Below are 15,216 nucleotides of genomic sequence, written 5' to 3'. Positions count from 1 at the left end.
AGTTATTGAGAATTATTATCAATTGATTTATAATAAAAGGAAATGTACATAACGAGCGAACGTAACAGGTAGTTCATACAAAAGCTGAGAAGGCATGAAGGTGCATCTGGATCGGAGGGTAAGTACAGAGGATATGAATTTGAATGATCACATCAGGCTGTGGAATCATGTTTTTGTGAAAATACTGGATGTGCGCCAAAACGCTTTGCATCCTGGAGAGAAGCTGAAGAATTATCAACTGCCTGCCAGTACCTATCTATATATCATCGACGGAAGTGCAAGGATACGAATGGATCAACACAGATATATCGTGGATGGGTTCCACATTGTTCATGGGGGCAAGCAGGCGTACTTAAACATGGAGACGGATTCGGGCGTGGCGTATTATATGATCTTGTACAAAGCCATTCTGGCGTTGCCCTGTGGTACGGAAATTCAGCATCTGATGGACCATGAACGTCCGTTTCAGGACCAATATGCACTTGTACCAACCCGTCCGCTGGACATGTATCAATGTATGGAGGAATTGAAACGGGAGTGGGAACTTTCCACGAAACTCGCAAAGTTACATGCCAAAACTTTATTTCATCAATGGGTATATTTTTTGTTGGAAGACTTACATAGACAATCCATTCAGCCATATAAACCGGATACGGTCACACAGGCTATTGAATATATGAATGCTCATCTGCATGAACCTATAGCTCTTGATGTAATGGCAGAAGCATTGGAAATTAGTGTGGGGCACCTGTCCAGATTGTTTAAACAAAAGTTGAACATTAGTCCCATCCAATATCTTGGACAGATCCGAATGGAGAGGGCAGCACATCTTCTGGTGCATACGGGTGCTACGTTGCAACAGATTGCTGAACAGGTCGGTTATCCGGATGCGCATTCGCTGAGTCGCAGCTTCAAAAAAATCAAAGGACTATCTCCAATTCGCTACAAAAAAGGACTAAGCCAACGGTTAATTAAGCCGCAAAAGGCATTGGAATTGAACTATGAGCAAGATTTGCCCAGTGTGATGCAAGAAAATGCCCTTCATCCACTACATTCCTCTTTATATAATGATATTGATTATCAATATCAAAAGAATGTTGGAGGGGAATTACTGATGCAAGGAAAATTCAAAATGACAGCACTAAGCATGATGCTGTGTCTCACGCTATTACTCGCGGCCTGTTCCAGTCCGTCACCGTCAGCAAGTGGTACACAAACAGAGACCAATGCGGCTACTACACAATCGGGTAACCAGGCAACGGAGGTAGGGAAATCGACTGCACTGCCAGAGACGCGGACCGTCTCTACATTGAGAGGAGATGTAGTGATCCCGGCTAATCCGCAGCGTGTTGCTTCGGATCAATATATGGGGTACCTGCTGAAACTGGGCATTATACCGGTTGGTGTGAGAACGTTCATGCTGAATGAATCTTGGATTGAGAAGTCTGATATTCCTGTAGATGTCATAGCGGGTATTGAAGATTTGGGAGGAGAATTCCCGATGAATCTGGAGAAGCTGGTGTCGCTTGAACCAGATCTTATCATCGGTTCCATTGATAAAAATATCGAGGATTACGAGAAAATTGCAACGACTGTCTTTTTACCCTATTGGGAGGGTGAAACAACCTCAGGTCCACTGGAGAAACTGCGCCGGATTGCTGGTGTTTTTGGGAAAGAGAAGGAAGCTGAGGCATGGATTACAACCTATGAAGATAATGTTGAAGAAGCCCAGAAACGGATCGATGGTATTATTAAAGATGGCGAGACCGTATCCATTGTACAGATAGGTAACAAAGCAATGTATGTCATGGCTGCAGATGGCGGTAACTACGGTAGTTCTACCATCTATGAGATGCTGAAACTGCCTCCTACCCAGCAGGCACTGGAGATGAAGGAAGGTTTCGAAAGTATCTCTCTTGAAGTGCTACCGGAGTATATGGGAGATCATATCTTCGTATATGGTTCGGGGGACGAAGACGCTGAAGAGGTACTGAACAGTGAAGTGTGGAAACATCTTCCCGCTGTGCAGAAAGGTCAGGTTTATGCGTATGGTTCCTTTGGAGACAAAGGCGATGAGTTCGTGATGGAAGATCCATATTCACTGGAATTGCAGCTAGATACAGTTACAAATATATTACTGAAAGCTAAAAAATAGAGTTTAATCAGGTGATTACAGGGTTTGATCCGAACAGGGAAGGGATGTCAGCATGGAAGAAAATGATTGGATAAAACGACTGGAGCAACTCTATTTCACTGCTGTCCACGTCTGCCATTACTCCAGCAATCCAGGGGCTGTCCAGCGCAGAATCTGGAAAAGGTTCGCCCTTTGCAGGGTTATCGCTGGCAAGGGATCTTTGTCTATGGATAACGTTGTACATACGGTGTCTCAGGACGAGTGGTTTTTGTTGAAGCCAGGAATGCATGTAGAGTTTCAGACGGATATGGAAGCACCTGTCCGATATCAGATCATTTTATTTTCTTGCGTGGCACTTACCCGGAGTCGGAAGGCTTTGCATACTGAGGCATGTGATTTCCCTGTTACCGGCAAGCTTCATGTTTCTTCCAATGCACGTGATATTCAGGAGATGATGGATACGCTGGTGAGTGGGAAACACGCTTTCACGAGTCTTGAAAAGACGCGCAGGAAACATCTTTTGCATCAGTTGTTGATTCAATTAATGATGCACCTGAAAGAAGAAACCCCACCTGTAGCAGGTATGGATCGGGCACTTGAATACATGACGCATCAGTATATGAAAGACATTCGAGTCGAACAGATGGCCCGCATGGCAGGGCTTAGTGTGAATCATTTTATAAGAACGTTTAAACGGCAATTAAACATGACCCCGATCGAATATATTCTGAAACAACGTATGGCGAAGGCCAAGCAGCTGTTATTTTCTTCAGATAAAATCAAGGAAATTGCAGAGCAAGTAGGCTATCGGGACGAGCACTATTTTAGCAGAGTCTTTAAGAAGAACGAAGGTGTCGCCCCGACGTTGTATATGAAAAATAAAGTGAGTCGCATTGCCACCTTGTATTATGGATTGGACGATTATGTGATAACACTTGGTATGACGCCAGTGTCCGCATTATCCTATGGTCAGAGAGTGGCTCGACACGTTGCTGTTCCTGCGCTTCAGGCGCACAGTCATCAGGGACTTATCTTGGATAGCTTCAATCAGAACTATGACGGGTTGAGGCGAGTCCAACCAGACCTGATCATTACAAGTGATCGTCTGGAGCCGAATGAATTCCTGCATCAGATTGCACCCACGACTATGCTGGAGCACACCAACCATTTTGGCGAGAGACTTCTGTACATGGCGGACATTATGGGCCGTACCGAACGGGCTGAACAGTGGATTGATCAGCATGCTGACTTAAGCCTTGTTCTTCGAGGACGCATTCAATCGAGGTGGGGTAAGCAGAGTGCCATGTTCATCAGGGTGTCCTCTCAATTCTACCGAATGTATGGATTGAATAACCAGACAGGGGCTCTGTTATATGACGATCTGGGGTTTCATTTGCCACGTTATTTTCCGGAAAAACAGTGGGCTGTGGAGACAAATGTTGGTGACATGCAGTTATACGACGCGGATCATATATTTGTAATGGTCGATCCCACGGAAGAGGCGCACGCTCAACTACGCCAATTGCAGCAATCCAGTGCATGGTTGGCATTAAAAGCTGTTCAAGAAGGCCGTATCTATAATGCAGGAGATATTTTCTTCAAAACGTTAGGTCCAACTGGACGCATGTGGGCCATGCGATATGTCGCAGAGCAACTCGGTGTTACTGTGCGATGATATTGTGCAAGTGAAGAGAGTGGAATAATCCATGGTAAGGGTGTACTCTTTTCCCTACTATAATGATAATGATTATTATTATTAAATAGTAGAGGGGATTTAATACAAATGGTAAGACAGAGAGTAGCATCTATATTATTATTGACCCTGCTTGTGCTTATTCTTGCGGCATGTGGCAAGGCTTCGGAAGTAGCGGAAGAAACGCCTCAGCAACAGGATACGCCTGTAGAAGAGAGCGGTACACAAACGATCGAGCATCTTAACGGAACAGCGGTTGTACCACAAAAGATAGAACGCATGGTTGTATTATCCGCCGATTACATCGATCACATGTTAACGATTGGTGAAAAACCAGCAGGCGTTAATGTAGAAGTTCGTTATGGAGGAGATTACCTACCTTATCTTGCAGATCAGCTTGCCGGTGTTCCAACGGTGGGCTCCGCAGATAGTCCTAACCTGGAGGCTATCCTGCAGATCGATCCAGATGTCATCGTTATTGAGAGTCGAACTGCTGAGAGCACGTATGAGCAGTTGGAGAAAATCGCTCCGACGATTGTACTTGGTAACGAATGGTTGGATTATGAAGATGACACAACGTATTGGACTCAGGATTTGTTGACCATTGCTGGAATGTACAATAAGGTTGATCTAGCGAAAGAAAAGATTGCAGAGGTAGAGCAACAGGCGGAGCAATTAAAGGCGAAGATCGCACAACTGGATCAGAAAAAGCTGGCTTATCTGCGTGTAAGAGAGAAGACCTTGCAAATATATGCAGCAAAAGGACATCCAACCAACACATTATTGTATCATGATCTTGGGTTTGTACCCACTGCTGTGACGCCAGCCGAACAACGCGAGGACCTGTCCATGGAAAAAATCGCGGATATTGATGCCAATTTCGTAGTTCTTGAGATTGATCCAAATGCCGAGGAGTATCTAAATAGTATCAATGCAAGCTCACTCTGGAAGGGAGTACCGGCTGTTGGTGCAGAACAGGTCTATACGACAGACTCATTCTGGTTGTTTAAAGGCTGGGGAGCAATCGGTCGCAGCGAAATTATTAATGAAATTGAAGATATGATTCAATAGATGGGACGTTATCCAGGGCGTAACCATTCAGAGATGTCGGGAACATTACAGCATTTTTTCGTGACGACGATCCGAGCGAACGGTCATGATTTCAAGTATCCTTTCCATGTGAAGGATCTGCTGGATGAAGAGAAACGAAACTCGATATTACGTGAACAGGCGATACAGCAAGGGCTCCGGCTTGGCGGCAAAGGGAGTGTGGCCGTCGGTACACTTTTTGCCAAGCGTTATTCGGTATTCGTTATGTCTGTGATCTCCGCATTCAGTCTATACGACACTACACTTAGCATGGCCGATGATGATGTACGGTTTGAATTGAATGGATCAGGCGGCATGCGATACGAAACTCGGCTGCAGAGAATCTTTCTGGAAGGTGAAGATCCTGTCCAGCGCAAGTCAGAGAGTGGTTCGCTCAAGAAGAGAGTGCTGCTACATCTGGAAACTGTTCTGCGAGCGGTAGCCAGTGGTACGGGGGCGAGTGATAAAGTCATGTGGTCTTTGGTTGCACATAATGTGCAACAATTGTATGTACGTATGATCAATGATCGGAAAATATGGAAGACGGATCAACGGCTTGCACAGATCAAGGAAGATCAAAGCATATGGCTTGACGAACAAAATGAAAATGCATTTACGTTTGCCATGAAGTTGCATCGCTTTGATCACCCTGAGTGGCAAGGACCGCCGTTCTTGATACGCCGATATTGTTGTTTGGCTTATCAGGTTGGAGACGGAAGTCATTCACATGGTTATTGCAACAGTTGTCCGAAGCTGGATTCGGAATCCCTATTGCGTAATCTTCTACAGCAGTGAACTTACACTCTTGTATCGCATCGTCCGAATCTTTTTTAGACGATCCATGTTCTCTTCGAAACTGGCACCATTTCCGTTTACTCAAAATGAAATTCATAGCCGGTCTATTCCCATGGATCATGATATTGCGGAATTCTTCCAAAGAATCCTGCTGAACATCGACATGTTCCACAACCTGCAGCGGCTTGAGCCAGCGTCTGCGGGTTTGTTGGTTTTGGACGGGAAAGTTACTGCCTGGTGTACTGACGAGCAATTCCTGACGAACGATGATGGCATCAGGAAACGGCTGGATCTGGTTCAGTTCGCTCATGAGAGGTGCGGCTAGATCATGACTTTGAAGTTGTATAACGTGTAACATGTTCCATAAGGGAAAGGAGCTGGTTCGATCGGCCATGATGAATGAAAATAAGCTAAAACGGGCATTCAAGCAGCAATACGGCAGATCCATTCATGCGTACGTCATTCAGAAACGGATGGAAAAGGCACGTGAGCTACTGGAGAGTGGGCAAGTTGGTGTATCAGAGGCCGCCCATCTGGTAGGGTATGTGAACAACAGTTATTTCATCAGTCGTTTCAGGCAAACGTATGGCTATAATCCGAGTAAGCTCAAAGGATAGATATCCTTTCACTTTGTTGCGTTTTGCGTTGATTACATGAATCAGATATACTTCTGGTTATTGATCAATTCATAACTGTGCGTTGGAAGGGGAAAATGATGGCTAAAGATACAGTAGCGTCGGTTAACCGGCGAAATGATATTATCTCTGCGGCAATCGATGTCTTCGCAGAAATTGGCTATTATCGTGCGACTACAGCCCAAGTGGCTGAACGGGCACAGATTTCACAGCCGTATATCTTTCGTTTTTTCAAAACCAAAGAAGCTTTATTATTAACTGCAATTGAGGTCTCGTGGACTCGGGTGATTGATTCTTTTCGAATTGTGGTGGAGACGGCGACGCCAGATCAGTTGGAGAATGATCTAATTGAAGCCTACGATAAGATTCTCGAATCTCACAAGAGTGAAATTTTGCTTCAGATGCAGGCGCAAACGATTCGGGAAGAAGTCATTCGTCAGGCCATGCAAAAAGGCATTAGTGATGTACGAAGCATGGTACTTGAAGCTTTCACCGTTGCAGGAATTGCTGAACCGCTGAAAAGAACCATGATTTTCTTAGCGATTGGGATGTTGTGTAATTTATCTACTGCATTGGATATGCCGGAGCTGAAGGATCGTTAGAGAGGGAGTTAAAGTCCCTTTTTGTATTTTAGTTATTGATCAATCACTAAATGGATGAAGAGGTCGGTATAAGATGAAAAGAGCTATTGTGATTGGAGCCACAGGTGGAACAGGTGCGGCAATTACGGAGGAATTGATTAAACGGGGGATTTCTACGATTGCATTTGGGCGCTCCAGTCAAAAACTGGAGCAACTTGCGGTAAAGTTGGGATCTCCAAATCACCTGCAAATCGCAGTGGGAGATGCATTTCGGTCGGATGATATTATCGCTGCTTCCCAGAAAACGGATGTTATATTTCATTGTGCAAACGTCCCGTATAACGAGATGGAGAGCAGGCTGATTCCGCTGGGCGAATCTGTGATGGTGGCGGCAGAACACCTGGGTCTGAACGTGGTTGTAATAGACGGAATCTACCCTTATGGTAGAAGACAAATGAGCGAGGTAACGGAAGAACATCCGAAGCAGCCACATACCCGAAAAGGCAAGACACGACTTGCCTATGAACAAATGTTATTCAGCAAGAGATGGAGCAAAGCTCAGGTGATGATCGTTCGTTTGCCGGACTATTATGGCCCAACGGCTAATCAGGCTTCCTATCTGGGTTCAACGCTTGAAGCGATAGCGAAAGGCAAGATGGCTTTTTTTATCGGAAATATGAAGGTTCCCAGAGAGTACATCTATTTACCGGATGCTGCGGTTATGGTGGTAGAACTTGCAAGCAGGCAGACGACGTATGGACAGAACTGGAACATTCCTGGAACGGGGATCATCTCGGGTCATGAGATTGTACGTATGGCACAGAAGGCTGCGGGGATAAGAAAACCTGTGATGGCGTTAGGAAAAGTGGGATTGTCGTTGATTGGACTGGGTGTACCGGTTATGAAAGAAATTGTAGAGATGTTATATCTGACCGAGGAACCCCTGATCTTGAGCAGACAGAAATATGAGGAACAGATTGGCCCAGTTGTGGCAACATCTTTTAAAGAGGGAATTGCGTTGACGATTAATGAGTTACAGGGTGAGTAGCGGAGAATATATTTTTTAGAGAATAGTAATTGATTGATCACTAACTATGGTGGTTTCATAGGCATATTGATTAGGGGGCGCACAAAGCTAGTCCCGGGCATAGAGTGTACTATTGTAAAATGCGGAGATTTGACGTGGTGTACAAGGAGGGGGGATTTTCTTGTGAGCAGTATGTCCAAAAAGAAACGCAAAATTTCCTCAATCAGCACAGTTAAACGGAAAGCAAAAAAATCAAAAAAGCACTCTATCCCAAAGCAGAGTAAGTCTTGTAAGAAAAACATACGTTCGTGCAAAAAAAAGAAAAGCCACAGGATTCCTTTCCTTCGCGGCCCACGGGGTTATCTGGGAAAGAGAGGATACACCGGGGCAACTGGAGCTACCGGGTTAACCGGAGACCCTGGGTATCCAGGCAAAAGGGGAGCAATCGGTTTAACAGGACGGACTGGAGTAACTGGAGCTACGGGTTCAACTGGAATTACGGGAAGCACCGGAATAACTGGGGTCACAGGTTCCATTGGAGTTACCGGACTGATGGGCACCACAGGTGTGACTGGAACTACCGGATTCACTGGAGCAACTGGTCCAACTGGGATTGGTGTGATGGGACTAACTGGACCGACTGGTATAACCGGTATTACTGGATTAACAGGTATAACGGGAAGTACTGGGGAAACGGGAAGTACGGGAGTCACTGGTTCTACTGGAACAACAGGCATCACTGGACTGACTGGCGCCACTGGTGAGACGGGTGTAACAGGCGTAACAGGCGTAACAGGTACGACAGGTGTAATGGGACCAACCGGGGCGACTGGTGTGTCAGGACCGATTGGGGTAACAGGAGTAACAGGAAGTACGGGTACCACAGGAATTACTGGCGTAACTGGGACGACAGGTATAACAGGAGCGACTGGAGCCACTGGGGAAACAGGTCTAACAGGAATTACAGGAACGACTGGGGCGACCGGAATTACTGGTGATACAGGGTTAACAGGACCCACTGGCACAACCGGAGTCACCGGCGTTACGGGAACAACCGGAGTCACAGGTACGACTGGAGCAACAGGAAGCACAGGTACAACCGGAGTTATTGGCGTAACCGGCACAACTGGTGTCACAGGGGAAACGGGTCTAACAGGTGTAACCGGAGCCAACGGCATAACTGGCGTGACAGGAGCCACCGGCGAAACAGGATCGATAGGCGCAACTGGCGTTACAGGTATCACTGGTGTGACGGGAGCTACTGGAAGTACTGGTACTTCAGGGAATACAGGCGCGACTGGTATTACTGGCGAAACAGGAAGCACTGGCACAGCAGGTATTACTGGATTTACAGGAACTACGGGTGTGACCGGAACATCTGGTGTCACCGGACTGACTGGTACTACTGGGATAACTGGATTCACAGGTGTTACAGGGGTAACCGGTCTAACTGGAACCACGGGAGTTACTGGTGTTACAGGTACTACAGGTGCGACCGGTATTACAGGGGAGACGGGTCTAACAGGAATCACAGGTACGACTGGTGTGACAGGAGCCACCGGGGAAACAGGAACCACAGGTATCACTGGAGCTACTGGAATTGCGGGTACAACAGGAATGAGTGGAGCAACCGGTACGACAGGTATTACTGGGTTTACCGGCAGTACAGGTGCAATCGGAGCAACTGGTGCCACTGGAGATGCGGGTCTAACAGGGGTCACAGGAACGACTGGATTTACTGGTGCGACCGGAGCCACTGGTGTCATTGGGGAAACGGGAGTAACAGGTACGACTGGAACCACTGGAACCACGGGAAGTACAGGTATCGCTGGATTTACAGGTGTTACTGGAGCAGCTGGTGCCACTGGCACAACTGGTGTGTCAGGGCCTACAGGGGTTTCAGGAATAACGGGAAATACGGGTACTACAGGAATAACTGGAGCTACCGGGGCAACTGGTGCCACTGGAGAGACGGGTCCAACTGGAATCACCGGCACGACAGGAGTGACGGGACTGACCGGGGCTTTAGGCGAAACTGGTATTACAGGAACGACCGGCCCAACCGGAGAGACAGGTTTGAATGGATCTACTGGAGAAACAGGTACCACAGGGATTACTGGCATCACCGGCACAACTGGAACTACAGGCACCACGGGAACAGCCGGAGTAACTGGAATCACAGGTGCGACAGGAGCTACTGGTGTCACTGGAGAGACGGGTCTAACAGGTATTACGGGTGAGACTGGGGTTACAGGAAGCACGGGTACTTCTGGAATAACAGGCACTACGGGGGCAACTGGATTAACTGGTGAGACGGGAGCGACTGGAAATACTGGTGTTTCAGGAATTACTGGATTTACGGGCAGTACAGGTGCGACCGGAGCCACTGGAGAAACGGGTCTAACAGGTGCCACAGGCACGACTGGTGTGACAGGATTCACCGGAGCGACAGGAAATACTGGTCTAACGGGACCCATCGGTGTAACCGGCACAACCGGAGTCACTGGCGAAACAGGAGCAACAGGATTGACTGGCGTTACGGGAATCACTGGTGTGACCGGAGCTACTGGAAGTACAGGTGCTACAGGAACTGGAACTACAGGAGCGACGGGAAATACGGGTACAACGGGCATTACGGGGCCCACCGGAGCTACTGGTTCAACTGGAGAAACAGGGGCAACCGGGGTCACCGGCGCAACAGGACCGACCGGCACAACTGGCGTAACTGGTGTCACAGGGGAAACGGGTCTAACAGGAACTATTGGCCCAACTGGTGTTACAGGATTAACTGGAGTAACAGGACCCACGGGCATCACAGGCGTGACCGGTGCTACAGGAAGTACTGGTGAAACAGGAGTTACCGGAACGACTGGTCTAACGGGACCCATCGGGGTCACAGGCACAACCGGAGTCACTGGCGAAACAGGACCAACCGGTACGACAGGTATCACAGGAATTACTGGCGTAACTGGGACGACCGGTATAACTGGCGCGACTGGAGCCACAGGGGAAACAGGTCTAACAGGGATTACCGGAACGACTGGTGCGACCGGATCTACGGGAGTTACTGGAGTTACTGGAGTTACGGGCAACACAGGTGTGACTGGATTTACTGGAATTACTGGTGATACAGGGTTAACAGGACCCACCGGCACAACAGGAGTCACCGGTACGACTGGAGCAACAGGAAGCACGGGTACAACCGGCGTTACTGGCGTAACTGGTGTCACAGGGGAAACAGGCCCCACCGGTACTACTGGCCCAACTGGTGTTACGGGAGTCACTGGACTTACTGGATTCACTGGGGAGACGGGTCTCACCGGGATCACAGGTGCAACTGGACTGACTGGTGTTACGGGAACTACGGGCATTACCGGACCGACTGGTGCTACTGGTATTACTGGCGTAACTGGATTTACAGGTGCTACAGGGGCAACCGGTCCAACGGGTATTTCTGGTGAAACAGGCGCCACCGGTACTACTGGTCAAACTGGTGAGACGGGAGTAACTGGATTCACTGGGGTTACAGGTACTACAGGATTTACCGGCACGACGGGATCAACCGGTGCCACTGGCATAACCGGCACGGCAGGACCAACTGGTGTTACGGGTGCAACAGGTGCGACCGGAGCCACTGGTGTCACAGGGGAAATGGGTATAACTGGGCTCACGGGTACGACTGGAGCAACAGGAAGCACGGGACCCACCGGAGTTACTGGCGTAACGGGTACAACTGGCATTACGGGGGAAACAGGTCTAACAGGAATTACTGGTCCAACTGGTATTACGGGATTAACTGGAGCAACAGGAAGTACAGGAACCACGGGAATCACAGGCGAGACGGGTGTAACAGGCGTTACAGGTACGACAGGTGTAACAGGACCAACCGGTTCCACTGGCACAACTGGCATAACCGGAGTCACAGGTATGACTGGATTTACAGGAGCAACGGGGAGTACGGGTTCCACAGGAATAACTGGCGTAACCGGGCCGACTGGTGCTACTGGAATTACTGGCCAAACTGGTGAGACGGGTCTAACAGGAGTCACTGGTCAAACTGGTGTGACAGGATCAACCGGAGTTACTGGAGTTACGGGAGTACCTGGACTTACTGGATTCACTGGGGAGACGGGTCTAACCGGGATCACAGGTGCGACTGGACCGACTGGTGCTACTGGAATTACTGGGGTAACTGGATTTACAGGTGTTACAGGGGCAACCGGTCCAATGGGTATTACTGGTGAAACAGGACCAACCGGCACGACCGGCGTAACTGGCATTACGGGTGTGACTGGAGCTACTGGAATTACAGGCGCCACCGGCACAACTGGCCAAACTGGTGAGACGGGAGTAACTGGACTTACTGGGCTTACAGGTAATACCGGATTTACCGGCACGACGGGAGCAACTGGTGCCACTGGAGAAGCGGGTCTAACAGGGGTTACAGGTACGACTGGTGAGACGGGACCCACCGGGACTACTGGAGCAACAGGAACCACTGGCAGTACAGGAGAGACGGGTGTAACAGGCGCTACCGGTACGACAGGTGTAACGGGACCAACCGGTGCGACTGGCATTACTGGCGTAACTGGATTTACAGGTGCTACAGGAGCAACTGGTCCGACGGGTATTACTGGTGAAACAGGACCAACCGGCACGACCGGCGTAACTGGCATAACGGGTGTGACTGGAGCTACTGGAATTACAGGTGTCACCGGCACTACTGGCCAAACTGGTGAGACGGGAGTAACTGGATTCACTGGGGTTACAGGAGCAACGGGGAGTACGGGTTCCACAGGAATAACTGGCGTAACCGGGCCGACTGGTGCTACTGGAATTACTGGTCAAACTGGTGTGACAGGATCAACCGGAGTTACTGGAGTTACGGGAGTAACTGGACTTACTGGATTCACTGGGGAGACGGGTCTAACTGGGATCACAGGTGCGACTGGACTGACTGGTGCTACTGGGATTACTGGCCTAACCGGATTTACAGGTATCACTGGAGAGACCGGAGTAACAGGAAGTACGGGTCCCACCGGAGTTACCGGCATCACGGGTGCGACAGCTAGTACAGGAACGACTGGTGCTACTGGAATTACTGGGGTAACTGGATTTACAGGTGTTACAGGGGCAACCGGTCCAACGGGTATTTCTGGTGAAACAGGAATAACCGGCACGACCGGACTAACTGGCATTACGGGTGTGACTGGAGCTACTGGAATTACAGGCGCCACCGGCACAACTGGCCAAACTGGTGAGACAGGTGTAACAGGCGCTACCGGTACGACAGGTGTAACGGGACCAACTGGTGCCACTGGCATAACCGGCACGGCAGGACCAACGGGTGCGACCGGAGCCACTGGTGTCACAGGGGAAACGGGTCTAACAGGGGTCACAGGTACGACTGGTGTGACGGGACCCACCGGCGCTACCGGTACAACAGGTGTAACGGGACCAACCGGAGCCACTGGCATAACCGGCACGACTGGCTTAACTGGTGTTACGGGTACTACAGGTGCGACCGGAGCCACGGGAACCACGGGAGTTGCTGGCGTGACTGGAGCTACTGGAGAGACGGGTGTAACAGGCGCTACCGGTACGACTGGCTTAACTGGTGTTACCGGTACAACAGGAGCTACTGGAGCCACTGGGGTCACGGGTACTACGGGAGTTACCGGCATAACCGGAACTACGGGTATTACAGGTGTGACTGGAGCAGCAGGAAGCACTGGAACAGCCGGAGCTACTGGCGTAACGGGCACAACTGGCATCACAGGGGAAACAGGTCTAACAGGAATCACTGGTCCAACTGGTGTTACGGGATTAGCTGGAGCAACAGGAACCACGGGCATTACAGGAGAGACGGGTGCAACAGGCGTTACCGGCCCGACCGGTGCGACTGGAACCACAGGAATTACTGGTATAAGTGGAACTACAGGAGCCACAGGCACAACAGGAACTACAGGTACAACGGGAGTTACTGGCATAACCGGCACGACAGGTACAACGGGTACGACTGGAGTAACGGGAGTCACCGGTACTACGGGTGTGACCGGAGCTACTGGAAGTACTGGTACTTCAGGAATTACAGGTCCGACTGGCCCAACCGGGGTTACGGGCTCAACTGGTATTACCGGAACCACGGGTATTGCTGGCGCGACCGGAGCAACTGGGGCTACAGGAAGTACCGGTATAACGGGAGTTACAGGCATTAACGGACTTACAGGAGCCACAGGCTCAACAGGTCCAACAGGTCCAACAGGTCCAACAGGAACTACAGGAACTACAGGGCTCACAGGTGTAACAGGAGCCACCGGAAGTAATGGTTCAACAGGAGTTACAGGTATAACTGGCGCGACCGGAGCAACAGGACTAACGGGTGTAACTGGGACAACAGGAACTACAGGCGTAACAGGCACCACCGGAAGCACCGGCACAACAGGAGTTACAGGAACAACCGGAACAGCAGGCATTACGGGAGCTACTGGTTCTACAGGTGCAACTGGGGTCACTGGGGTTGCCGGAACTACTGGGGTTACAGGCATCACAGGCATCACAGGTCCAACCGGCCCGACTGGACCAACTGGTGCTAATGGACTTACAGGAGCTACCGGTATAACTGGTGTAACTAGTGCAACTGGAGCTACGGGAGCCACTGGAGCAACAGGCATAACAGGAACTACAGGTGCGACTGGGGCAACGGGGCTGACAGGAGCCACGGGCCCAACCGGGCCCAACTTTGCAACACAAGGGTTCTCGGCCTTCCTGGCTACCCTTTCGACAGCAACGAGCGCACAATTAACCAACTGGACGACTACGGCTCCTTATTACGGTAATGCCAACTTCAATGCAACCACAGGAAATTATACCGTCCCGGTAACAGGAAGATATTCCATTGTGGCCACGATCAATTATGCAACGACCGCAGCGCTTGCCCTATCACTGGGTGCTGGGGTTAACCCTGCCTTTCTTGTACAGAGGACATCACCGACAGTTACAACGCTAGTTAGTGGTTTATTGCCTGTACTAAATGTGGCGATTACACTACTAACACTGAGGGCAGTACTGGGAAGCGGTGCAGTTACTTTGGCGGTAGAAGTGGCATTGAATGCGGGAGATGTGATTGGACTGTTCTATGCTGCAAACGGGTTGACGCTCACCTTGAACCTGGGCAGTGGTGCTACGAATGGCATTGTGTGGTCTGTGCATGAGATCACCTAAAAACTTCTTAACGGATTGCACCTATGGACAAATTCGTG

The 15,216-nt window shown here is 49.6% G+C and carries 9 protein-coding genes; all 9 read left to right on the top strand.

Annotation, left to right across the window (positions count from 1 at the left end; all coding sequences use genetic code 11):
- The first annotated feature begins 94 nt into the window (after window positions 1-94).
- The 9 genes from HF638_RS02230 to HF638_RS02190 all read left to right on the top strand — a co-directional run bounded on the left by HF638_RS02230 (window position 95) and on the right by HF638_RS02190 (window position 15,178).
- Window positions 95-2,155 (top strand): ABC transporter substrate-binding protein, encoded by a 2,061-nt coding sequence (locus HF638_RS02230; protein WP_481856118.1) that lies wholly within the window; start codon window positions 95-97, stop codon window positions 2,153-2,155.
- A gap of 52 nt (window positions 2,156-2,207) precedes the next feature.
- On the top strand, window positions 2,208-3,809 hold the full coding sequence (locus tag HF638_RS02225; protein ID WP_169478678.1) for an AraC family transcriptional regulator: 1,602 nt from the start codon (window positions 2,208-2,210) through the stop codon (window positions 3,807-3,809).
- Between the two features lie 108 nt (window positions 3,810-3,917).
- Window positions 3,918-4,898 (top strand): ABC transporter substrate-binding protein, encoded by a 981-nt coding sequence (locus HF638_RS02220; protein WP_169478677.1) that lies wholly within the window; start codon window positions 3,918-3,920, stop codon window positions 4,896-4,898.
- A 33-nt stretch (window positions 4,899-4,931) separates the two neighbouring features.
- Window positions 4,932-5,711 (top strand): hypothetical protein, encoded by a 780-nt coding sequence (locus HF638_RS02215; protein ID WP_169478676.1) that lies wholly within the window; start codon window positions 4,932-4,934, stop codon window positions 5,709-5,711.
- The gene (locus tag HF638_RS02210; protein ID WP_169478675.1) at window positions 5,644-6,036 is read left to right on the top strand and encodes a hypothetical protein; all 393 of its coding nucleotides are present in this window, start codon (window positions 5,644-5,646) and stop codon (window positions 6,034-6,036) included. The genes HF638_RS02215 and HF638_RS02210 overlap by 68 nt, the downstream gene beginning before the upstream one ends.
- Before the next feature lie 67 nt (window positions 6,037-6,103).
- A complete protein-coding gene (locus tag HF638_RS02205) occupies window positions 6,104-6,328 on the top strand; it encodes a helix-turn-helix domain-containing protein (RefSeq protein ID WP_169478674.1) in 225 nt (74 codons plus the stop codon).
- Between the two features lie 98 nt (window positions 6,329-6,426).
- Entirely contained in the window at window positions 6,427-6,948 is a 522-nt protein-coding gene (locus tag HF638_RS02200) for a TetR/AcrR family transcriptional regulator (protein WP_169478673.1), read from the top strand.
- A gap of 73 nt (window positions 6,949-7,021) precedes the next feature.
- Complete coding sequence (locus tag HF638_RS02195; RefSeq protein WP_169478672.1) at window positions 7,022-7,975, top strand: SDR family NAD(P)-dependent oxidoreductase; 954 nt, start codon at window positions 7,022-7,024, stop codon at window positions 7,973-7,975.
- Between the two features lie 171 nt (window positions 7,976-8,146).
- The gene (locus HF638_RS02190; RefSeq protein WP_169479126.1) at window positions 8,147-15,178 is read left to right on the top strand and encodes a beta strand repeat-containing protein; all 7,032 of its coding nucleotides are present in this window, start codon (window positions 8,147-8,149) and stop codon (window positions 15,176-15,178) included.
- Window positions 15,179-15,216 lie beyond the last annotated feature (38 nt).

It is taken from the genome of Paenibacillus sp. SZ31 (assembly GCF_012912005.1).
Lineage (GTDB): Bacteria > Bacillota > Bacilli > Paenibacillales > Paenibacillaceae > Paenibacillus.
This window is presented reverse-complemented; position numbering and strand designations above follow the sequence as displayed.

What these genes read in the sequence shown, in the direction of transcription:
- HF638_RS02195 (WP_169478672.1), top strand. Translation starts at nt 7,022, where the DNA reads ATGAAAAGAGCTATTGTGATTGGAGCCACAGGTGGAACAGGTGCGGCA.
- HF638_RS02210 (WP_169478675.1), top strand. Translation starts at nt 5,644, where the DNA reads ATGGTTATTGCAACAGTTGTCCGAAGCTGGATTCGGAATCCCTATTGC.
- HF638_RS02215 (WP_169478676.1), top strand. Translation starts at nt 4,932, where the DNA reads ATGTCGGGAACATTACAGCATTTTTTCGTGACGACGATCCGAGCGAAC.
- HF638_RS02190 (WP_169479126.1), top strand. Translation starts at nt 8,147, where the DNA reads ATGTCCAAAAAGAAACGCAAAATTTCCTCAATCAGCACAGTTAAACGG.
- HF638_RS02225 (WP_169478678.1), top strand. Translation starts at nt 2,208, where the DNA reads ATGGAAGAAAATGATTGGATAAAACGACTGGAGCAACTCTATTTCACT.
- HF638_RS02205 (WP_169478674.1), top strand. Translation starts at nt 6,104, where the DNA reads ATGATGAATGAAAATAAGCTAAAACGGGCATTCAAGCAGCAATACGGC.
- HF638_RS02230 (WP_481856118.1), top strand. Translation starts at nt 95, where the DNA reads ATGAAGGTGCATCTGGATCGGAGGGTAAGTACAGAGGATATGAATTTG.
- HF638_RS02220 (WP_169478677.1), top strand. Translation starts at nt 3,918, where the DNA reads ATGGTAAGACAGAGAGTAGCATCTATATTATTATTGACCCTGCTTGTG.
- HF638_RS02200 (WP_169478673.1), top strand. Translation starts at nt 6,427, where the DNA reads ATGGCTAAAGATACAGTAGCGTCGGTTAACCGGCGAAATGATATTATC.